The organism is Sphingopyxis granuli NBRC 100800 (genome assembly GCF_001591045.1).
GTDB classification, from domain to species: domain Bacteria; phylum Pseudomonadota; class Alphaproteobacteria; order Sphingomonadales; family Sphingomonadaceae; genus Sphingopyxis; species Sphingopyxis granuli.
In genome coordinates this window covers 1-20,053 of sequence record NZ_BCUA01000014.1, presented here as the reverse complement: position 1 = coordinate 20,053, position 20,053 = coordinate 1, and the positions used below count along the sequence as shown (strand labels likewise).

General features: G+C 66.3%; 15 protein-coding genes. 12 read left to right on the top strand and 3 right to left on the bottom strand.

Features of this window, described 5'->3' with window-relative positions; all coding sequences use genetic code 11:
- Positions 1-36 precede the first annotated feature (36 nt).
- The 5 genes from SGR02S_RS05395 to SGR02S_RS05375 all read left to right on the top strand — a co-directional run bounded on the left by SGR02S_RS05395 (position 37) and on the right by SGR02S_RS05375 (position 8,643).
- Positions 37-1,287, top strand: a complete 1,251-nt coding sequence (locus SGR02S_RS05395; RefSeq protein WP_067106453.1) for a lipoprotein-releasing ABC transporter permease subunit — start codon at positions 37-39, stop codon at positions 1,285-1,287.
- Positions 1,280-1,957: an ABC transporter ATP-binding protein gene (locus SGR02S_RS05390; RefSeq protein ID WP_067106451.1), complete on the top strand. Its 678-nt coding sequence runs from the start codon at positions 1,280-1,282 to the stop codon at positions 1,955-1,957. Before SGR02S_RS05395 ends, SGR02S_RS05390 begins: the two co-directional genes overlap by 8 nt.
- 153 nt (positions 1,958-2,110) lie before the next feature.
- A complete protein-coding gene (locus tag SGR02S_RS05385) occupies positions 2,111-2,587 on the top strand; it encodes a glutathione peroxidase (protein WP_067106448.1) in 477 nt (158 codons plus the stop codon).
- A gap of 766 nt (positions 2,588-3,353) precedes the next feature.
- Positions 3,354-6,842 (top strand): DNA polymerase III subunit alpha, encoded by a 3,489-nt coding sequence (dnaE, locus tag SGR02S_RS05380; RefSeq protein WP_067106446.1) that lies wholly within the window; start codon positions 3,354-3,356, stop codon positions 6,840-6,842.
- A 196-nt stretch (positions 6,843-7,038) separates the two neighbouring features.
- A complete protein-coding gene (locus SGR02S_RS05375; protein WP_067106525.1) occupies positions 7,039-8,643 on the top strand; it encodes a long-chain fatty acid--CoA ligase in 1,605 nt (534 codons plus the stop codon).
- A 138-nt stretch (positions 8,644-8,781) separates the two neighbouring features.
- Here SGR02S_RS05375 and SGR02S_RS05370 read toward each other — a convergent pair whose 3' ends face one another.
- From SGR02S_RS05370 to SGR02S_RS05360, 3 genes are all read right to left on the bottom strand, one after another.
- Positions 8,782-9,867, bottom strand: coding sequence for a PA0069 family radical SAM protein (locus tag SGR02S_RS05370; RefSeq protein WP_067106523.1), 1,086 nt, complete (start codon positions 9,865-9,867; stop codon positions 8,782-8,784).
- 94 nt (positions 9,868-9,961) lie between these two features.
- Positions 9,962-11,743 (bottom strand): lytic transglycosylase domain-containing protein, encoded by a 1,782-nt coding sequence (locus SGR02S_RS05365; protein ID WP_067106444.1) that lies wholly within the window; start codon positions 11,741-11,743, stop codon positions 9,962-9,964.
- 3 nt (positions 11,744-11,746) lie between these two features.
- A complete protein-coding gene (locus SGR02S_RS05360) occupies positions 11,747-12,526 on the bottom strand; it encodes a uracil-DNA glycosylase family protein (RefSeq protein ID WP_255211394.1) in 780 nt (259 codons plus the stop codon).
- Positions 12,527-12,666: 140 nt separating this feature from the next.
- Between SGR02S_RS05360 and SGR02S_RS05355 the strand changes: the two genes are divergently transcribed.
- From SGR02S_RS05355 to SGR02S_RS20390, 7 genes are all read left to right on the top strand, one after another.
- Entirely contained in the window at positions 12,667-14,322 is a 1,656-nt protein-coding gene (locus SGR02S_RS05355; protein ID WP_067106520.1) for an electron transfer flavoprotein-ubiquinone oxidoreductase, read from the top strand.
- Between the two features lie 13 nt (positions 14,323-14,335).
- Positions 14,336-15,988: a tetratricopeptide repeat protein gene (locus tag SGR02S_RS05350; RefSeq protein ID WP_255211393.1), complete on the top strand. Its 1,653-nt coding sequence runs from the start codon at positions 14,336-14,338 to the stop codon at positions 15,986-15,988.
- Positions 15,988-16,836 carry a 4-(cytidine 5'-diphospho)-2-C-methyl-D-erythritol kinase gene (locus SGR02S_RS05345; RefSeq protein WP_067106439.1) on the top strand — a complete coding sequence of 283 codons (849 nt, stop codon included), beginning with the start codon at positions 15,988-15,990 and terminating at the stop codon, positions 16,834-16,836. The genes SGR02S_RS05350 and SGR02S_RS05345 overlap by 1 nt, the downstream gene beginning before the upstream one ends.
- Positions 16,833-17,603 (top strand): N-formylglutamate amidohydrolase, encoded by a 771-nt coding sequence (locus tag SGR02S_RS05340; protein ID WP_067106437.1) that lies wholly within the window; start codon positions 16,833-16,835, stop codon positions 17,601-17,603. Before SGR02S_RS05345 ends, SGR02S_RS05340 begins: the two co-directional genes overlap by 4 nt.
- A 20-nt stretch (positions 17,604-17,623) precedes the next feature.
- Positions 17,624-19,480: a dihydroxy-acid dehydratase gene (gene ilvD, locus SGR02S_RS05335; RefSeq protein ID WP_067106433.1), complete on the top strand. Its 1,857-nt coding sequence runs from the start codon at positions 17,624-17,626 to the stop codon at positions 19,478-19,480.
- Positions 19,480-19,866: a hypothetical protein gene (locus tag SGR02S_RS05330; protein ID WP_067106430.1), complete on the top strand. Its 387-nt coding sequence runs from the start codon at positions 19,480-19,482 to the stop codon at positions 19,864-19,866. Before ilvD ends, SGR02S_RS05330 begins: the two co-directional genes overlap by 1 nt.
- Positions 19,867-19,870: 4 nt before the next feature.
- The coding region (locus SGR02S_RS20390) for a hypothetical protein (protein WP_218000108.1) at positions 19,871-20,053 on the top strand (183 nt) is incomplete at its 3' end.

The window sequence follows — 20,053 nt, the reverse complement described above, 5'->3', positions numbered from 1 at the left end:
TGACCTTCCCTTGCGCTCCAGAAGGCCGGTTTTCCGATGATCCTGCGTCCTTACGAGCGTGCCATCTTCAAGCGCTACATGCTCCCGCAACGCGGCGAAGGCTTCATCTTCGTCGCCGCGGCGTTCAGCTTCGTCGCGGTGACGCTGGGCGTCGCGGCGCTCGTCATCGTGATGAGCGTGATGAACGGCGTGCGCGCCGACCTGTTCGACAAGATCGTCGGGCTCAACGGCCATGCGGTGGTACAAGGATTCGGCGGGCGGCTCGACGACTGGCAGGGCGTGCTCAAGCAGGCGAAAGCCACGCCCGGCGTCGTTTCCGCGACGCCGCTGATCGAGCAGCCCTTGCTTACCACCTTCGGCGGCCGCGTCGAAGGCGTGCTGGTGCGCGGGATGACTGTCCCCGACATCCGCCGCAACGAGACGCTGGGCGGCAAGGTGCTGCAGGGCAGCCTCGACACGCTGACGCCGGGGGCGGGCAATGTCGCGATCGGCAGCGAACTGGCGAAGAATCTCGGCGCCACCGTGGGGTCGAACATCACGATCATCAACCCGGCCGGCCGTTCGACGCCCTTCGGCACCGTCCCGCGCGAAATCGGCTATCGCGTCTCCGCCATCTTCGAGATCGGCGTCTATGATTTCGACAAGGCCTATGTCGTGATGCCGATGGAGGATGCGCAGTTGCTGCTCCTCACCGGCGACCAGGTCGGGATGATCGAGGTCAAGGTGACCGATCCCGACAAGGTCGGCCCGATCCTTCAGCCGCTTGCCGAGAAGGTGGCGGCGAAGGCGGTCATTTCCGACTGGCGGTCGATGAACAGCGCGTTGTTCGAGGCGCTGTCGGTCGAGCGCGTCGCGATGTTCGTCATCCTGTCGCTGATCGTGCTGGTCGCGGCGTTCAACATCGTCTCCTCGCTGATCATGCTGGTCCGCGCCAAGACGCGCGACATGGCGATATTGCGCACGATGGGGGCGCCGCGCGACGCGGTGCTGCGCATCTTCATGGCGATCGGCCTGTCGATCGGCATCGCCGGGACCCTGTTCGGCATGGCGCTGGGGTTCAGCCTGCTCTATTTCCGCCAGGGCGTCCTGCGCGGCGCCGAATTCGTCACCGGCCAGCCGCTGTGGGACCCGTCGATTCGCTTCCTCGCCGAACTGCCGTCGAAGCCCGATCCGTTCGAAATTGCCGGCATCGCGGTGATGGCGATCCTGTTCAGCTTCCTCGCGACGCTCTATCCGGCGTTCAAGGCGGCGAACACCGACCCCGTGCAGGTGCTGCGCTATGAATGATCTGGCGCTGGAACTGATCGGCCTGCGGCGCAGCTTCACGCAAGGCGAGGTGACGATCGACGTGCTGCGCGGGGTCGACGCCAGCCTGCGCCGCGGCGAGATCGTCGCGCTGCTCGGCCCTTCGGGATCGGGCAAGTCGACGATGCTGCAGGCCGTGGGCCTGCTCGAAGGCGGCTTCGAGGGAACGATCCGCATCGACGGCGAGGACGTCACGCGCTTCGATCAGGGGCAGCGGACAAAGACGCGGCGCGAGAAGATCGGCTTCGTCTATCAATTCCACCATCTGCTGCCCGATTTCACCGCACTCGAGAATGTCGTGCTGCCGCAGTTGATCCGCGGCGCCGACCAGGCCGAAGCGGAGGGCCGGGCCGCCGACCTCCTCGCCCGGCTCGGGCTCGCCGAGCGGCTGCATCATAAGCCGAGCAAGCTGTCTGGCGGCGAGCAGCAGCGCGTCGCCGTGGCGCGCGCGCTGGCGAACCGGCCGCTGCTGGTGCTTGCTGACGAGCCGACGGGCAACCTCGACGAGGCGACCGCCGACCGGGTGTTCGAGCAGTTCGTGGGGCTGGTGCGCGACCATGGCTCTGCGGCGCTGGTCGCGACGCACAACGAGCGGCTGGCGGCGAAGATGGACCGCGTGCTGCGCTTGCACGAAGGGCATATCGAGGCGTAGGCAGACACCTCCCCTTCCGCTTGCGGGAGGGGCAGCGAGACTTGGCAGCTTGCTGCCTAGTCGTAGCGGGGTGGGCCGCGACCTAGCGTAAGGCCGCCGGCCCCTGCCCCAACCCTTCCCCTGACGGGGAGGGGCTTAAGAGGGAGAAGGCGAATGACGCTCTACGATCTTTCGGCGCCGCTGCCGGGCGGCGGGAAGCAGTCGATGGCCGATTATCGCGGCAAGGTGCTGCTGATCGTCAACACCGCGTCGAAATGCGGCTTTACCCCGCAATATAAGGAGTTGGAGGCGCTTTACCGCGATTACAAGGATCGCGGGTTCGAGGTGCTGGCCTTTCCCTGCAACCAGTTCGGCGCGCAGGAGCCGGGCGACGCCGACGAAATCGCCAATTTCTGTTTGCTCACCTATGACGTGAGCTTTCCGGTGATGGCGAAGATCGACGTCAACGGGTCGGGCGCCGACCCGATCTTCAAGCATCTGAAGGACGAGAAGACCGGCCTGCTCGGTAGCGGAATCAAGTGGAATTTCACCAAGTTCCTGGTGGACCGTGAGGGCAATGTGGTGTCGCGCCACGCCCCGGCGACGAAGCCCGAGCAGTTGAGGAAAGAGATTGAAGAACTGCTGGGATAGGAGTTGGGCTGAATTATTTTTTAAGTTTGATACTTATGATCTTTTTTCTCCTTCCGGATATGAAGGATATTATATAGCTATCTCCTAGATCGGCTAAGATAAATGCCGGAGATTCTCTTATATCACTGATATTTATATCATATTTTTCTAAAGATATTCTTGGGAATTCCATGTGTTTTGATGAATAGGGGTATTGCGTTTCTTTTATATGGAGAAATATTTTGTTCTGATCTTCGGTGATTTTGGACGCCTTGTATATTTTAAGTGAATCTCCTCGCCTATTTATAAGCGGTTTCCCTAGAGAGGGTATTCGAGGTTTCACCTTTGATCTCTGAGATTTTGGATTGTCGGTGCATGGATGCTTTGGCCATGGCCAGCCTAGATCATCAAAAAAGACACGACCCCCATGCGGACTTTGGTAGAAAAAAACGAGCACGCCACAAATGGGGCAGTAGGCATTTGGGTCCGTGTAAGATTCGCGGGACTGAAATGCGATGTTGGGTTTCGGTTCAGATGAGCTACCCGCACTGGAGCAATAACCGCCATGAAGGTGTATTGGCGTCCGCTTGCCATCAATATATCTAAACTCGATCTCTTCGCCGCAGTTATAGCAATGCTGCATGGCCGGTCCTTTTGTGTATGTGCGTAGGGTCGATCGTTACTTATTTGGCGTTCAAAACCGGTTAAGATATTTACCGGTTATATGAGGGGAAGAGACGAGAGTTGCCCCTTCCCCGAATCGTCCGGTCCGCCTAGCGTCGCTCGCATGGCCTACAGCCCCTTCGCCCCTCTGCGCGTCTTTTCCAGTTTTACCATGCTGGAGGGGGCGATCGACCCGAAAGCCATTGCGAAGGCCGCGCGCGAGCGCGGGTTCCCGGCGATCGCGATCGCCGACCGCAACGGGCTTTATGGTGTCATGGCGTTCGGCGACGCGTGCAAGGCGGCGGGGGTGCAACCGATCGTCGGCACCTTCCTGTCAGTCGCGCGGCCGGGGCAGCGCCTGCCGAACGGCGCGCCGCTGATCGACTGGCTCGCGCTCTATGTGCAGGACGATATCGGCTACGACAATCTCTGCGCGCTCGTTTCGGCGGCGCATCTCGACCGGCCGATCGAGCAGGATCCGCACGTTGCGCTGTCGGCACTCGCGGGAAAGACCGACGGGCTGATCTGCCTGACCGGCGGCGGTGAGGGGGCGCTCGCACGCCTGCTCGCCGATGAACAGGCGAGCGCGGCGGAGGCCTATGTCGAACAGCTCGAAGCGTTGTTCGGCGGGCGCCTCTATATCGAACTGTCGCGCCGGGGGGAGGCAGCCGAGATCGCGGCCGAAAATGCGCTGATCGACATGGCCTATGCGCGCGCGCTGCCTCTCGTCGCGACCAACCCCGCCAATTTCGTCGAGCCGCAATTCCACGCGGCGCACGACGCGATGCTGTGCATCGCGCAATCGGCCTATGTCGAAAGCGAAGACCGCCGGGTGTCGAGCCCCGAGGCGTGGCTGAAGCCCGCCGAAGCGATGGAGGATGCCTTCTCCGATCTGCCCGAGGCGATCCGCAACACACTCGTCGTCGCGCAGCGCTGCGCCTTCATGGCGCCGAAACGCAAGCCGATCCTGCCCAGCCTCGCCGGTGACCGCGAGGGCGAGGCGGCGCAACTGGCGCGCGATGCGCATGCCGGGCTTGAGGCGCGGCTGGCGCTCTATCCTGACCTCAGCGAGGAAGAACGCAATGCCTATGTCGCGCGGCTCGATTTCGAGGTCGGCGTCATCACCCAGATGGGATTCCCCGGTTACTTCCTGATCGTCGCCGACTTCATCAAATGGGCGAAGGCGCACGATATCCCGGTCGGGCCGGGTCGCGGTTCGGGGGCGGGCAGCCTCGTCGCCTGGTCGCTGACCATCACCGACCTCGACCCGCTCAAACTCGGGCTGCTGTTCGAACGCTTCCTCAATCCCGAGCGCGTGTCGATGCCCGACTTCGACATCGACTTCTGCGAAACGCGGCGCGGCGAGGTGATCCGCTATGTGCAGGAGAAATACGGCCGTGACACGGTCGCGCAGATTATCACCTTCGGAAAGCTGAAGGCGCGCGCGGTGCTCAAGGATACCGGCCGCGTCCTCCAGATGAGCTATGGCCAGGTCGACCGGCTGGCGAAGCTGGTTCCCAACCATCCGACCGATCCTTGGACGCTCGAACGCGCGCTGAACGGCGTGTCCGAGTTGATGACCGAATATAAGCAGGACGATGGTGTCCGCCGCCTGTTCGACATGGCGCGCCAATTGGAAGGCCTGCCGCGTCACAGCTCGACTCATGCCGCGGGCGTGGTGATCGGCGACCGGCCGCTCGACCAGCTCGTCCCGCTCTATCGCGATCCGCGCTCGGACATGCCGGTGACGCAGTTCGACATGAAATATGTCGAGACCGCGGGGCTGGTGAAGTTCGACTTCCTCGGCCTCAAGACGCTGTCGGTGCTGAAGGAGGCGCGGCGGCTGCTTGCGCTGCGCGGGGTCGACGTCGATCTCGATCAGCTCGCGTGGGACGATCCGGGCGTCTACGAACTGCTCCAGCGCGGCGACACGGTCGGGGTGTTCCAGCTCGAATCCGAAGGGATGCGGCGCACGCTGTCGGCGGTGAAGCCGACCAATTTCGGCGACATCATCGCGCTCGTCGCGCTCTATCGGCCGGGGCCGATGGACAATATTCCGCTGTTCGGTGCGCGCAAGAACGGGCGCGAGGCGATCGCCTATCCGCACCCGCTGCTCGAGGGCATCCTCGCCGAAACCTATGGCATCTTCGTCTATCAGGAACAGGTGATGCAGGCGGCGCAGATATTGGCCGGCTACAGCCTCGGCGGCGCCGACCTGCTGCGCCGCGCGATGGGCAAGAAGATCAAGGCCGAGATGGACGCGCAGCGCGAGACCTTCGTCAAGGGCTGCGGCGAGCATAACGGCATCGATGCCAAGACCGCGAACGAGTTGTTCGACTTGATCGACAAGTTCGCCGGTTATGGTTTCAACAAGAGCCACGCCGCGGCCTATGCGCTGCTGTCCTATCAGACGGCCTGGCTGAAGGCGCATCACCCGCACGAATTCTTTGCCGCCTCGATGTCGTTCGACAGCCACCAGACCGACAAATTGTCGGTGTTCATCGACGACATGCGCCGGCTCGACATTGCGATCGCGCCGCCGTCGATCAACGAGAGCGAGGCGGATTTTTCGGTGGGCCGCACGGGGGACGGGCTCGCGGTGCGCTATGCGCTCGGCGCACTCAAGGGCGTCGGCGAAAAGGCGATGGAGGCGCTGGTCGCCGAACGCCGCGCCAAGGGCGATTTCGCCAGCCTCGACGATTTTGCGGGGCGTATCGATCCCAAGCAACTCAACCGGCGCCAGATCGAGGCGCTGGCGGGGGCGGGCGCGTTCGACTGCGTCGAGCCCGACCGCCCGCGCGCCTATGCCGGGGCCGAAGCGCTGCTCGGCTGCGCGAACAGTTCGGCGCATGAGCGATCGACGGGGCAGGGCGGACTGTTCGGCGGCGATGTCGATCTTGCGCCCGTGCTGCAGCTTCCCGCGGCCGAGCCATGGACGCTCGGGGAACGCATGACGCGCGAGAAGGAGGCGTTCGGCTTCTATTTCTCGGCCCATCCGGTCGAGCAATATGAGGCGATCCTCGCCGCGCGCGGCGTGCGCACCTATGGCGACATCTGCGACAATGTCGAAATGACGCCGGGCACGCGAATCCCGATGACGATGGCGGCGATGGTCGAAAACGCGCGCGCGCGCGTGTCGCAGCGCGGCAACCGCTTCCTCAACCTGACACTCTCCGACCGCAGCGGCCAGTTCCAGTCGAGTTGCTTCGACGAGGGCGCGGGCAAGGTACTGGAAGCGCTCGCGGCGGAAGGGGGCTGCGCGCTGCTGTCGGTCGAACTCGACCTGCTGGAGGGCGAGGAGACGCCGCGCGTGACGGTGCGCGGGGCGCAGTCGCTCACCGACATCGCGGCGACGGCCGCCTTGCAGCTGACCTGCCGCGTCGAACTGGCCGAGGCGGTGACCGAGATGGCGGCACTGCTCGAACGCCGCGACGATGCGCGCGGCCGGGTCGTCATCGATACCCACGATCCGTTGACCGAACGCGATGTTCGCGTCGAACTCGGCCGCGGGTTCGCGCTGGGACCCGACGTCGTCTCGCGGCTCGAAATGATCGCGGGCGTAAGCGACGCGGCATTGTCGCTCGTCGCGCCGCGCGAGTTCCGGGTGCGGTAGCGTAGGGGCTGCGCCGCTAAGTTGGAAGCGAACAGCAGGCGGGCGGTTTTGTAATAAAATTGCGACTAACGCCCCAATTGCGCCTTTTGCAGTAGCTGATTCCCGTCGAACGCGCGCCCCGTCGGTGCGTGAGGCCTTGCATCAAGTGCGCGTCACGCCCTATCGCTGGGGCAAATAATCTGGAGGGATGCCGAAGATGGGAATGCAGGGCCAGCCGTTACTCGTCACGAGCCTGATCGATCACGCCGCGCGCGAACATGCGACGCGGGAGATCGTCACGCGCTGGGCCGATGGCAGCATGACGCGATCGACATGGGGAGAAGTGGGACGCGACGCGCGCCGCTTTGCCGCCGCGCTGACCCGGCTCGGCATGAAAAAAGGCGACCGCATCGCGACGCTGGCGATGAACCATGGTCACCATCTGGTGAGCTGGTACGGCACCGCGGGAATGGGCGGGGTGCTCCACACGGTCAATCCGCGGCTTTTCGACGAGCAGCTCATCTATATCGTCAACCACGCCGAGGATCGCGTGCTGTTCTTCGACGCGGCCTTCCTGCCGATCGTCGAGCGGCTGCGGCCGCAACTCCGGACGGTCGAACATTTCGTGCTGTTCGACGCGCCGGCGCGGGACGGCTATCTGTCCTATCGCGATCTGGTGGAGGCCGAGGATGCCGATTTCGAATGGGTCGCCCTCGACGAGCGCGATCCGGTCGGGCTTTGTTACACCAGCGGGACGACGGGCAATCCCAAGGGCGTGCTTTACGAACACCGCTCGAACGTCATCCACGCGATCACTGAAATTCAGCCCGACGCTTTCAACCTGTCGAACCGCAGCGTCATCCTGCCGATCGTGCCGATGTTCCACGCAAACAGCTGGGGCGTGCCCTTCGCCGCCGCGACGGTGGGGGCGAAAATGGTCTTTTCGGCGACCAACGATGCGCAGGTGCTGTGCGACCTGATGCACGCCGAGGGTGTCACGCACAGCGCGGGTGTTCCGACCGTGTGGCTCGCGATGTTCGCGCACATGGACGCGACCGGCATCGGTTACGGGGCGCTTCAGCATGTCACGATCGGCGGCTCGGCGGCGCCGCGCGCGATGATCGAACGCTTCATGAAGGCGGGCGTCTATGTCGGGCATGCCTGGGGCATGACCGAAACCAGCCCGATCGGGACGATGGGCCGGCGCCCGTGGAACTGGGATAGCATGAGCTTCGACGAACAGGTCGACGTCATCTGCCGCCAGGGCTGCCCGCCGTTCGGCGTCGAACTGCGCATCGTCGACGACGAAGGCCATGTCCTGCCGCGCGACGGCAAGACGAGCGGCCGGTTGCAGTGCCGCGGACCGTGGATCATCCAGCGCTATTTCAAGGCGGAAGAAGACGCCGCCGATGCGGACGGCTGGTTCGACACCGGCGATGTGTCGGTGCTGCACCCCGACGGGGTCATGCAGATCACCGATCGCGCAAAGGACGTCATCAAGTCGGGCGGCGAGTGGATCAGTTCGATCGAGCTCGAAAACGCGGCGGTGGGCGCGCCGGGCGTGCAGGAAGCTGCGGCGGTCGGCGTCTTCCATCCCAAGTGGGACGAGCGGCCGATCCTGCTGATCGTGAAGAAGCCCGGCGCCGAGGTGAGCGAGGCGAGCATCATCGACCATCTGCAGGACAAGGTCGCCAAATGGTGGCTGCCCGACGAGATCGTCTTCGTCGAAGAACTGCCGCACACCGCGACGGGCAAGCTGTTGAAGCGCCAGCTCCGCGACGATTACAAGGATTACAAGCTGAAGTCGCTGGCGGAAGCGTAGGTCGGGCCAGACTGGAACAGGATGATCGTCATTGCGAGCGGCGAAGCCGCGCGGCAATCCAGAACAGGCACAAAACCGCCCTGGATTGCTTCGCTCCGCTCGCAATGACGAAACGCATCGATCCAAGGTTACTAGAATCTAGAAAAGCTCCATCTGACCGCCCCTTTCCGGCGGTCTGAACAGATCGCAGCGGATCGGCGGGAAACCCCCATCCAGTCCGTGTGCGCGGGCGGCGCGCCGGACGCGGGTGCGGATGAGCTGCGCCCAGACGCCGCGTCCCTTCATCCGGCTGAAGAAATCGGGATCATTGTCGCGCCCGCCCCGGATGTCCTGCACGATATGCATGACCTTGTCGGCGCGGTCGGGGTAATGGGCGGCCAGCCAGGCGCGGAACAGCGGCGCGACTTCGAACGGCAGGCGGAGCAGGATGTAGGAGGCGCGGATCGCACCCGCGTCGGCCGCCGCGGCCATGATCGCCTCGATCTCCGGGTCGGTGATCGCCGGGATGATCGGCGAGATGTTGACCTGCGTCGGCACGCCGGCATCGATCAGCGCCCGGATCGCGGCCAGCCTGCGCCGCGGGTGCGGCGCGCGCGGTTCCAGCGTGCGCGCGAGGGCGGGATCGAGCGTCGTCACCGACACCGCGACCCCGACCAGATCGTCGCGCGCCATCCGCGCGAGCAGGTCGATATCGCGTAGCAGCCGATCGGACTTGGTGGTGATCAGCAGCGGGTGCCTGGTCTCTGCCAGCACCTCGATCACCTGTCGCGTGATGCGCCATTCGCGTTCGATCGGTTGATAGCCGTCGGTGTTGGTCCCGATCGCCAGCGGCGCCGGCTTGTAGCCGCGCTTCGCCAGTTCGCGCCGTAGCAGCGCCGCGGCGCCGGGCTTGGCGAACAGGCGGCTTTCGAAGTCGAGGCCCGGCGACAGGTCGTGAAAGGCGTGCGTCGGTCGCGCGAAGCAATAGATGCAGCCATGTTCGCAGCCGCGATACGGATTGATCGAGCGGTCGAAACCGATGTCGGGCGAGCTATTGCGCGCGATGATCGTCTTTGGATGTTCGACCGTCACCGTCGTGCGCAGCGGCGGCGCGCCGCCGTCGATCTCCGCCGCCGCGTCGAGCCAGTCGCCGTCGGCATCGCGATCCGGCGACCCGGTGCGTGTCGGGCGCGGATTCGCCGGTGCGCCGCGACCGGCGATCGGGGGCAGGGGCTTGGCGACCATCGGCGCAGGATAGAGCGCCGATGAGAACAAAGAAAGAACATTCTTGCTGTCTCAAGGCGACAGCCGGGACGGGTCGAAGAGATTCAGGGCGCGGTCAATTGGCGCTGGCGAGGCCGGTCGGGGCCGCATGGGTCAGGCGCACCCGGTCCTTGCCGTCCGGAAAGCGCGGCCACTGGCCCTGCGCGAGCGCGGCGCGGCTGACCGACGGCTTGCCTTGCTGCGCCTCGTACATCCAGTAATTGCGCAGCACGATGCCGACATAGCCGCGCGTCTCCCAATAGGGGATCGATTCCATGAACAATAGCGGATCGCCATTGTCGCGCACTTCGGTCGCCCAGCGCGCGACCGGCGCCGGACCGGCGTTGTAGGCGGCGATCACCTTGGGCAGCAAGCCGCCGGTCGATGCGTCGCGGCTCAGATATTGCAGATAGCTCTGGCCGAAATCCATGTTCACCGCGGGGATGCGCAGATCGGTCGTCGCCACCGCCTCGCCGCGCCACCGCGCGACATCGCGCGCGGTGCCGGGCAGCACCTGCATCAGGCCATAGGCGCCCGCCGGGCTCACCACCGCACGCTGGAACCGCGATTCCTGGAGGGTGTGCGCAAAGACGAGAGCCGGATCGACCTTCCAGCCGCCGTTGGGCTCCCATTTGGGCTGCGGATAGCGCGACGCGGCGGCGAGCTTGCGGCCACCGGGAGTGTTGTGCGCGAGATAGAGCTGGGTTTCGGGCAGGCTGAGCGCCTGCGCCATGCCGATGAGTTGGCCGTGCTGACCGGGGTTGCCGATGCGCGCCTGGTGTTTCAGCGCGTCGCCGGCATATTGATCTTCGTCGATCTCGGCAAAGGCCATCGCGATGCGGACGTTGGGCAGATCTTCCAGCGCGCGCCACGCGCTGCGGTCTGCGCGGACATTCTCGCGCTGGCTTCCTGTTTCGATACCCAGTGTTTCGGCGGCGAGCAGACCGTAGAGCGTTTCCTCGTTGGCTGCGGCGGCGCGCAGGCGTTGCTGCACCGACGCAGGCTCGCCGCTGGCGATCGCCGCGCGCGCGGCCCAGTAATAGCCGGCGGCGCGCAATTCGCTGTCGGGCGCTTCGCGTCCGACCCGATCGAAGGCGACGAGCGCGGTGCGATAGTCGCGCAGCCGCCATGCCGCGAGACCCTGCACCCAGGCGCCCTGCGTCGCCCAGCCATTGTGGCCCGAGGCGCAGGACAGGGCGAGGCGCAGCGCGTTCGCGTCGTCATTCTCGATATAATAGGACCAGGCGACCTTTTGCGTCCATTCGGCGCGCGCGTCGGGAGAGAGTTGGTCGATCACAGCGTTGAGCAACGCCTCGGCTCCCGCCGGGTCGTCATTCTTAATCCGGTCGGGGATCGTGCGCGCGAGGCTGGCGGCCACCGGATCGTTGACCGAATCGGCGCCGACGCGTCGTGGCGCGCTGCCTGCCCAGGCGAGACGCGTCTGCGGCGGCAGTGTCGGCAGGTCGGTGGCGCCGCGCTTGGCCGCCAGACGGCCGAGCCGGTCGGCTTGCGGGAGCCATGGCGCTCGTGCGAGCAGCGGCATGATGTCGGCAACCTCGGCGCGCGGACTGCCCGCCGCGAGCAGCAATTCGGCGCGCAGGAAATCGCTGAGCGGAGCGCCCTTCGCGTCCTGGTCGGCCCCGTCGAGCAGCGTCTTCGTCTCCGCCCAGCGCTGGCCGCGGATCGCGGCGAGAACCTGCTTGTAGAAGGCCTTTTGCTTCGACGAGAGAATATCGGGCACGGTCTGCGGCGGCGCCGTCATCTCGGGCGCACCGGCGTCCGCGGCGAGTGCGGGCGCACCGCCCGCGGCGATCGAAAACAGGAGAGCGGCGGTCACCGCCGTGATCGTTCTGGTCATCTGTCAACGTCCCCGGTTGAACAGTTTCAGGCTATCCCAGGCGGCCGCCTTCTGGACCGGCCGGGCAAGCAGAGTCGCGGGATGTGCGACTGCCACCGCCTCCACCTTGCCGCCATCTTGGTTAATATCGAGTAACCTTCCGCGCGCGTCGGGAAGGGCGATGCCCGCCGCCATTCGCACGATGTCGCCGCCGATCAGCAACAGCCGCTGCGGCCTCGCGAGCCGCAGATGGTGCCAGAGCAGCCGGTCGAGTTCCGCCGCGTCGCGGGCGTCACAGCGTCCGCCGGGCGGCCGCGTGACGGCGAGGCTCGCGACATAGCAGTCGGCGCGCGAAAGGCCGATTGCGCGCAGCATCGCGTCGAGCAGCTTGCCCGCCGCATCGGCAAAGAGAATGCCCTCGCGCTGATCGTCGATCTCCGGCCACGCGGTAAGCAGCATCAGCGGCGCCTCGGCCGTGCCGGCAGGCAGCAAGCGACGCGCGTCCCATTGGCTGCCGGGAACGTCTTCGCCTTCGCAAAGCCAGGTCTGGAATGCCTGCCAGTCACCGGGAAACACCGCGGGCATTTTCGCCTGCGGCACGGCGGGGGCCTCCTGGCGCTGAAGGGCGGCGTGCAGGACGACGCGCTCGGGTTCGGCCGTCGGTGCCGGGCCGGACCTTGCCGTGCCCGTCCGGCCTGCGACGTCGTTCGCCACCGGCACGTCGAGCCAGCCGGCCGGAACCTCGCCGACGAGCGAGTCCACACCGGCCAGTGACCACCAGTCGCAATAGCTTTCGGCCAGCAAGGCTGAATATCGCCCACCCATGAAAATGTTTGAAACAGGAGGTTGACGGGCGCGTCAATTGGAAGGCATCGCAATTCGTGACAGAATGAGCGCGGGACGCGATGAATGATCCGCGCAGGGACGGCAGAAAGGTGATTGCGGTGAGCGAACGGGAATCGATGCCCTATGACGTCGTGATCGTCGGCGCGGGGCCTGCGGGGCTTTCGGCGGCGATCCGTCTCAAGCAGCTGGCGAACGAGGCCGGCGGCGAATTGTCGGTGTGCGTCCTCGAAAAGGGGTCGGAAGTCGGCGCGCATATCCTGTCGGGTGCGGTGATCGATCCGAAATCACTCGACGAGCTATTGCCCGATTGGCGCGACCAGGGCTGTCCGCTCGCCGAAGTGCCGGTGAACGACAATCAGCACTGGATGCTGACGAAGAAGAAGAAGTTCGGCATTCCGCACATCATCACGCCGCCCTTCATGCACAACAAGGGCACCTATACCGGCAGCCTCGGCAATTTGTGCCGCTGGCTCGCCGAACAGGCCGAAGGGCTGGGCGTCGAGATTTTCCCCGGCTTCCCCGCCGCCGAAATCCTTTATAACGAGGATGGGTCGGTCAAGGGCGTGGCGACCGGCGACATGGGCATCGCCCGCGACGGCAGCCACAAGCCCGACTATGCCCCCGGCCTTGAACTCCATGCGAAATATACGTTTTTCGCAGAAGGCGTGCGCGGGCACCTGACCAAGATATTGAAGCCGCAGTTCGCGCTCGACGCCGAATGCGAGCCGCAGGTCTACGGCATCGGGGTCAAGGAACTGTGGGACATCGAACCCGCCAAGCACGCGCCGGGACGCGTCATCCACACGCAGGGCTGGCCGCTCGACGAGAACGCCAACGGCGGCGGGTTCCTCTATCATCAGGCGAACGGACAGGTCGCGCTGGGCTTCGTGACCTGGCTCAACTATCGCAATCCGCACATCTCCCCCTTTCAGGAGATGCAGAAGTGGAAGACGCACCCTGCGATCGCGAAGATACTGAAGGGGGGCAAGCGTGTTTCCTATGGCGCGCGCGCGATCAGCGACGGGGGGTGGCAGTCGGTGCCGAAACTCGCCTTCCCTGGCGGCGCGCTGATCGGCGACACGGCGGGCTTCCTGAACGTACCGCGCATCAAGGGCACGCACACGGCGATGAAGTCGGGCATGATGGCGGCGGAAGCGGCTTTTGCAGCCGTCGCGGCCGGGCGTGAGGGCGATGTCCTCACCGCCTATCAGGACGCCTATGACGAAAGCTGGGTGAAGAAGGAACTCGGCATCGTCCGCAACGTGCTGCCGCTGGTCGAGAAGTTCGGCGACCTCGCGGGCACGATGCTGGCGGGCATGACGATGTGGCTGGAGAATTTCGGTATCCGCGTACCCTTCACCATGAAGCATCATCCCGACAACACGACGCTCTACCGCGCCGACCAGATGCCGAAACCCGATTATCCGAAGCCCGATGGAGTGCTGACCTTCGACCGGCTGTCGTCGGTGTTCCTGTCGAACACCAATCATGAGGAGGATCAGCCGATCCACCTCCAGCTCAAGGACCCGTCGATCCCGATCGAATATAATCTGCCGCTGTATGACGAGCCGGCGCAGCGTTATTGCCCTGCCGGCGTCTATGAGGTGGTGGGACAGGACGAAGGCGACCCGAAGTTCGTGATCAACGCGCAGAATTGCGTCCATTGCAAGACATGCGACATCAAGGACCCGACCCAGAACATCAATTGGGTCACTCCCGAAGGTGGCGGAGGCCCCAATTACCCGAATATGTAAGTCTGTCGGCCTGATGACGGGGGCCGCGCTGCTCGCGGCCTTCACGGCGGCTGCGCCCGCGCAGGCGGCCGAGAGCGGACGCGAGGTGCTGAATGCGCTGGCGCGCGCGCGCCTTGCGGAAGAGGCCGGCGATCCACGCGCCGCGCTGACGGCGCTGACCGATGTGGCGAGCCGGGCGCCCGGCCTGCCCGGGCTGCGCGGGCGGATACTCGAACAGGCGATGCAGGGCGGCGACCTGGCGGCGGCGCGCAGTGCGGCGATGCAGCTCTGGACCAGCGGCGAGCGGCGTTTCGATGCGCGTCTGGTGTTGACGGTCGACGCGGTGCGGCGATCCGACTGGCGCACGGCGCGCACCTTCGCCGGGGTGGACGGCGACAAGACCGGCGGCGACCCGATGACGCGGCTGCTGTTGCCCGTGATCGGCGCCTGGATCGAGGTCGGTGCGCGCGGCAAGCTGCCCGAGCGGCCTTTGCTCGCGGCGGGCGCCCGGGGGCGACCCGAGCCCGCCTTCATCCTCGAGGCGGCGCTGGTGCAACTTGCGGCAAAGCGGCCCGCCGACGCCGTAGCGCTGGCCGATGCGACGATGCTGACCGATCGCACCAGCCAGCTTGTCGCGCTGCGGCTTGCCGCGACGCTCGACGCGGCGGGCGAGGATGAAGCGGCGAAGCGGTTGCGCGGCCGGATCGCGCTGGCGACCGGCGGGCGCGAGGACCCGCTGCTGCTGCTCTCGGACCGGCCGGTATCGACGGCGCGCGGCGGGATCGCGCATTGGCTGGCCCTGCTCGCCGATGGATTCGCGCGCGCACCGGTGGGCAACTCGCGCCTTCCGCTGATGATCGCGCGCAGCGCGTGGTGGCTCGACGACAGCGATCCGACCGTGCGTTCGGCGCTGGTCGAGGCGCTCGACCGCGATGGTCAGCGGGAGGCGGCGCTCGCGCTGCTTGCGGACGACCGCGGCGCGCCGCTTCCGGCGCTTGCGATGCGCAAGGCCGAACTGCTCGCCGACGCCGGCGATCTGGACGCCGCGACAACGCTTGCCGAGGCGGCGGCCGCGCAGGCGCCGGCGTCGCGCAGCCTGCTCGTGCGCTTTGCCGACATCGCGCGGCGGTCCGACGATGGGGCTGCGGCCGAGCGTGCCTATGCGCGGCTCGAGGCCGATCTCGGTGACAGCGAGCAGGATCGCGCGCTGCATGCCACCATCCTGATCGCGCGTGCCGATCTGTTGTTGCAGAAGGGAGAGTGGGACGAGGCGCAACCGATGCTCGACCGGGCGGTCGCACTGCGTCCCGGCGATCCGACCATCCTCAACTTCGCTGGCTATTCGGCGCTCGAACGGCGGCGGAACATCGATGCGTCGCTCGCGCAGATCGAGGCGGCGTGGAAGGCGGAGCCGCAGAATCCGAGCATCACCGATTCGCTCGGCTGGGCCTATGTGCTGACCGGCCGGATCGCCGAGGCGGTGCCGCTGCTCGAAGCGGCGCAGCGCGGCGAACCCGAAAATCCGGTGATCGTCGAGCATCTGGGCGATGCCTATTGGCAGGCGGGGCAGCGCTTCTCCGCGCGCTATGTCTGGCGCGCCGCGGCACTGATCGCCGACGCCGACATGGCGACGCGACTGGAGGCAAAGCTGCGCGACGGATTGACGCCGGCGACAATGGCGCCCTGATGGCGGAAATGCGCGAAACCGGCTGGGCAAAGATCAATCTGGCGCTGCATGTCCGCGCCCGCCGTGCCGACGGCTATCACGCCATCGAGACATTGTTCGCCTTTGTCGATGCCGGGGACGCGCTGGTCGCGGAAGCGGCGGACAGCGATTCGCTGGACCTCGACGGCGAGTTCGCCGAGGGGCTGAGCGCGGGCGAGGACAATCTGGTCCGGCGCGCGCTGGCGCTGCTGCGCGCGCGTCACGGCGCGGGGCGGGTGCCGCCACTGGCGCTGCGGCTGACCAAGGCGCTGCCCGTCGCGGCGGGAATCGGCGGCGGTTCGGCCGACGCCGCGGCGCTCGCCCGGCTGGTGCGGCGCCATTTCCTGCCCGAGGTCGGCAATGCCGCACTGGAAAGGCTGGTGAGACCGCTCGGCGCCGATGTCGCCGCCTGCGTCGCGAGCGAGACCTGCCTTGGCGTCGGGACGGGCAGCGAGCTGAGCCCGGCGCCCGAACTGGCGCTGTCGGGCACGCCGGTGCTGCTCGTCAATCCGCGCCAGCCGGTGGCGACCGGACCGGTCTTCGCGGCGTGGGACGGGGTCGATCGCGGGCCGCTGTTCACCGGCGCCGACCTGCGCGCGCAGCTTTTCGCGGCGCGCAACGATCTGCAGCGCCCGGCGATCGCGCAATGCCCGGCGGTCGCCGACGTGCTCACCGAACTTGGCGGCCTGCGTCCGTGGCTGGCGCGGATGTCGGGGTCTGGCGCGACCTGCTTTGCCTTGTTCGATGCGCCCGCCGAACGCGATGCCGCCGCGCGCCACATGAAGCAGCGCCGCCCCGGCTGGTGGCAGATGGCTGGAGCTTTGCGGTGATCGAGGCGTGGCGCGACCTGGGCCGCCCGCGTGCCGGCGGCGTGCTGCTGATCGGCGATCATGCCTCCGCGCACGTGCCCGCGGACATCGACCTCGGCATCGATCCCGCGCTGCTCGGCAATCATATCGCGATCGACATCGGCGTCGCCGAGGTGGCCAGGCGCCTGGTCGCCGGCGGCGCGGTCGATGCCGCGATCCTGGGCGGCGTGTCGCGGCTGGTGATCGACTGCAACCGCGGCGAGCGCGCGCCGGGCCTGATCCCGATCGCCAGCGACGGCCATGCGATTCCGGGCAACGCGCTGGGCGAGGCGGACCGCGCGGCGCGGATCGCGCGCTTCTTTCGCCCCTATCACGACCATATCGCCACGACGATCGCGGCGGCGCGCCCGGCAATGATCGTTTCGCTGCACAGCTTCACCCCCGAACTGGCGAGCGACCCGGCGCAGCGGCGGCCGTGGCACGTCGGCGTGCTCTACAATGACGACGACCGGCTGGCGCCGCTGGCGATCGCGGCGCTGCGCAAGGAAGGGCTGACCGTCGGCGACCAGCTTCCCTATTCGGGCAAGCTGCTCAACGCGACGATGAACCGCCATGCCGAAGCGAACGGCATCCCCTATATCGGCATCGAGATGCGGCAGGATCTGGTCGCCGATGCCGCCGGACAGGCGCTGTTCGCCGACCGGCTTGCGCGCATGATCGGGAAAGCGACATTGAAACTGGCCGAAGAGGCGTGTAGAGGCGCTTCTATCCGCTCATTCGCGAAATAATATTATCAGGAATCCTCTCCATGCCTTCTTATCGTTCACGAACCACCACTCACGGGCGCAACATGGCGGGCGCGCGCGGCCTGTGGCGTGCGACCGGTATGAAGGACAGCGATTTCGGCAAGCCGATCATCGCGGTCGTCAACAGCTTCACCCAGTTCGTGCCGGGCCATGTCCACCTGAAGGACCTGGGCCAGATGGTCGCTCGCGAGATCGAGGCGGCGGGCGGCGTCGCCAAGGAATTCAACACCATCGCGGTCGATGACGGCATCGCGATGGGGCACGACGGCATGCTCTATTCGCTGCCGAGCCGCGACCTGATCGCCGACAGCGTCGAATATATGGTCAATGCCCATTGCGCCGATGCGATGGTGTGCATTTCGAACTGCGACAAGATCACCCCCGGCATGCTGATGGCGGCGCTGCGCATCAACATCCCCGTGGTTTTCGTCTCGGGCGGGCCGATGGAGGCGGGCAAGGTCGTCCTCAAGGGCAAGGAGGTCGCGCTCGATCTGGTCGATGCGATCGTCGCCGCCACCGACGAGCAGTATAGCGACGCCGAAGTCACGGCGATCGAGCAGTCGGCGTGCCCGACGTGCGGAAGCTGTTCGGGCATGTTCACCGCCAATTCGATGAACTGCCTGACCGAGGCGCTGGGCCTGTCGCTGCCGGGCAATGGATCGACGCTGGCGACGCATGCCGACCGCAAGGCGCTGTTTCTGCGCGCGGGACGCATTGCGGTCGAAATGTGCCGCCGCTATTATGAGCAGGATGACGCCAGCGTGCTGCCGCGCAATATCGCGACCTTCGAGGCGTTCGAGAATGCGATGAGCCTTGACATCGCGATGGGCGGTTCGACCAACACGGTGCTCCACCTGCTCGCCGCCGCGCACGAGGCAGAGGTCGATTTCACCATGGCCGACATCGACCGGCTGTCGCGCCGCGTTCCCTGCCTGTCGAAGGTCGCCCCGGCGAAGGCCGACGTCCATATGGAGGACGTCCACCGCGCCGGCGGGATCATGGCGATCCTGGGCGAGCTGGAGCGCGCGGGGCTGCTCCATGCGCATCTGCCGACGGTGCACAGCGCGACGCTGGGCGATGCGCTCAGCCAGTGGGACATCGGGCGGACGAACGACCCGGCGGTGCGGACCTTCTTCATGGCCGCCCCCGGCGGGGTGCCGACGCAGACGGCGTTCAGTCAGGACCGGCGCTGGGAATCGCTCGATCTCGACCGCGAAAACGGCGTGATCCGTTCGGCCGAGCATGCCTTCAGCGAGGACGGCGGGCTGGCGGTGCTGTCGGGCAATGTCGCGCGCGACGGCTGCATCGTTAAGACCGCTGGGGTCGACGATTCGATCCTGAAATTCGCGGGGCCCGCCAAGGTCTATGAAAGCCAGGATGCGGCGGTCGCAGGCATCCTGACCGGGCAGGTCGAGGCGGGCGACGTCGTCGTCATCCGCTACGAAGGCCCGAAAGGCGGGCCGGGGATGCAGGAAATGCTCTATCCGACCAGCTACCTCAAATCGAAGGGGCTCGGCGCCGCCTGCGCGCTGATCACCGACGGGCGCTTCTCGGGCGGCACGTCGGGCCTGTCGATCGGTCATGTTTCGCCCGAGGCGGCCGAGGGCGGGGCGATCGGCCTCGTCGAGGACGGCGACCGGATCGAGATCGACATTCCGGGCCGCACGATCACCCTCGCGATCCCCGAATCCGAACTGGTGGCGCGCCGCGCGGCGATGGAGGCGAAGGGCGACGCGGCCTGGCAACCTGCCAAGCCGCGTCCGCGCAAGGTGTCGGTCGCGCTGCAAGCCTATGCGGCGATGGCGACGAGCGCGGCGCGGGGCGCGGTGCGCGACCTGTCGCAGCTCAAGGGGCGGTGATGAGACGGCTGGGGGCCATCGGCGCGGTGCTGCTGCTCGCGGGCTGCAACGGCGCCCCCGACAATAGCACGCTGGCGCAGGCCGAGGCGCGGGGGGCAAAGAGCGCCGCCGCCGATGGCCGCATCGAGTGCGCGCTCGAGGGCGCGAAGCTGTTCGACCGCACCTGCACCGTGACCGAGATGAGCGGCGCCGATGGCGCGATCCTCGTCGTCGGGAAACAGGATGTCGGTTATCGGCGGCTCCAGATCACGACCGACGGGCGCGGCGTCGTATCGGCCGACGGCGCCGAGCCCGCGAAGGTGGCGATCGTCGGCGACGGAATGATCGAGGTGACGGTCGGCGGCGACCGCTATCGCCTGCCGGCCAATACGAGCGGGGCGCCATAGGCGCATGATCGCCTTTGAATTTCCACGCGGTTCCGCGTGGAAATCGGTGCTTCTCTGTTTGTGTCGGGCGAAGTCGAAGAGCATTGGTGCGGCTGACGGTGAGCTTGTGATTATATCCGCTCTCATCACCCCGGACTCGATCGGCAATTATCCCTTTTCGACAAGTCGCTGTTCCCCGGCGAAAGCC

Coding starts and splice junctions, on each gene's coding strand:
- SGR02S_RS05395 (WP_067106453.1), top strand. CDS start 37: ATGATCCTGCGTCCTTACGAGCGTGCCATCTTCAAGCGCTACATGCTC.
- SGR02S_RS05390 (WP_067106451.1), top strand. CDS start 1,280: ATGAATGATCTGGCGCTGGAACTGATCGGCCTGCGGCGCAGCTTCACG.
- SGR02S_RS05385 (WP_067106448.1), top strand. CDS start 2,111: ATGACGCTCTACGATCTTTCGGCGCCGCTGCCGGGCGGCGGGAAGCAG.
- dnaE (WP_067106446.1), top strand. CDS start 3,354: ATGGCCTACAGCCCCTTCGCCCCTCTGCGCGTCTTTTCCAGTTTTACC.
- SGR02S_RS05375 (WP_067106525.1), top strand. CDS start 7,039: ATGGGAATGCAGGGCCAGCCGTTACTCGTCACGAGCCTGATCGATCAC.
- SGR02S_RS05370 (WP_067106523.1), bottom strand. CDS start 9,867: ATGGTCGCCAAGCCCCTGCCCCCGATCGCCGGTCGCGGCGCACCGGCG.
- SGR02S_RS05365 (WP_067106444.1), bottom strand. CDS start 11,743: ATGACCAGAACGATCACGGCGGTGACCGCCGCTCTCCTGTTTTCGATC.
- SGR02S_RS05350 (WP_255211393.1), top strand. CDS start 14,336: ATGACGGGGGCCGCGCTGCTCGCGGCCTTCACGGCGGCTGCGCCCGCG.
- SGR02S_RS05345 (WP_067106439.1), top strand. CDS start 15,988: ATGGCGGAAATGCGCGAAACCGGCTGGGCAAAGATCAATCTGGCGCTG.
- ilvD (WP_067106433.1), top strand. CDS start 17,624: ATGCCTTCTTATCGTTCACGAACCACCACTCACGGGCGCAACATGGCG.
- SGR02S_RS05330 (WP_067106430.1), top strand. CDS start 19,480: ATGAGACGGCTGGGGGCCATCGGCGCGGTGCTGCTGCTCGCGGGCTGC.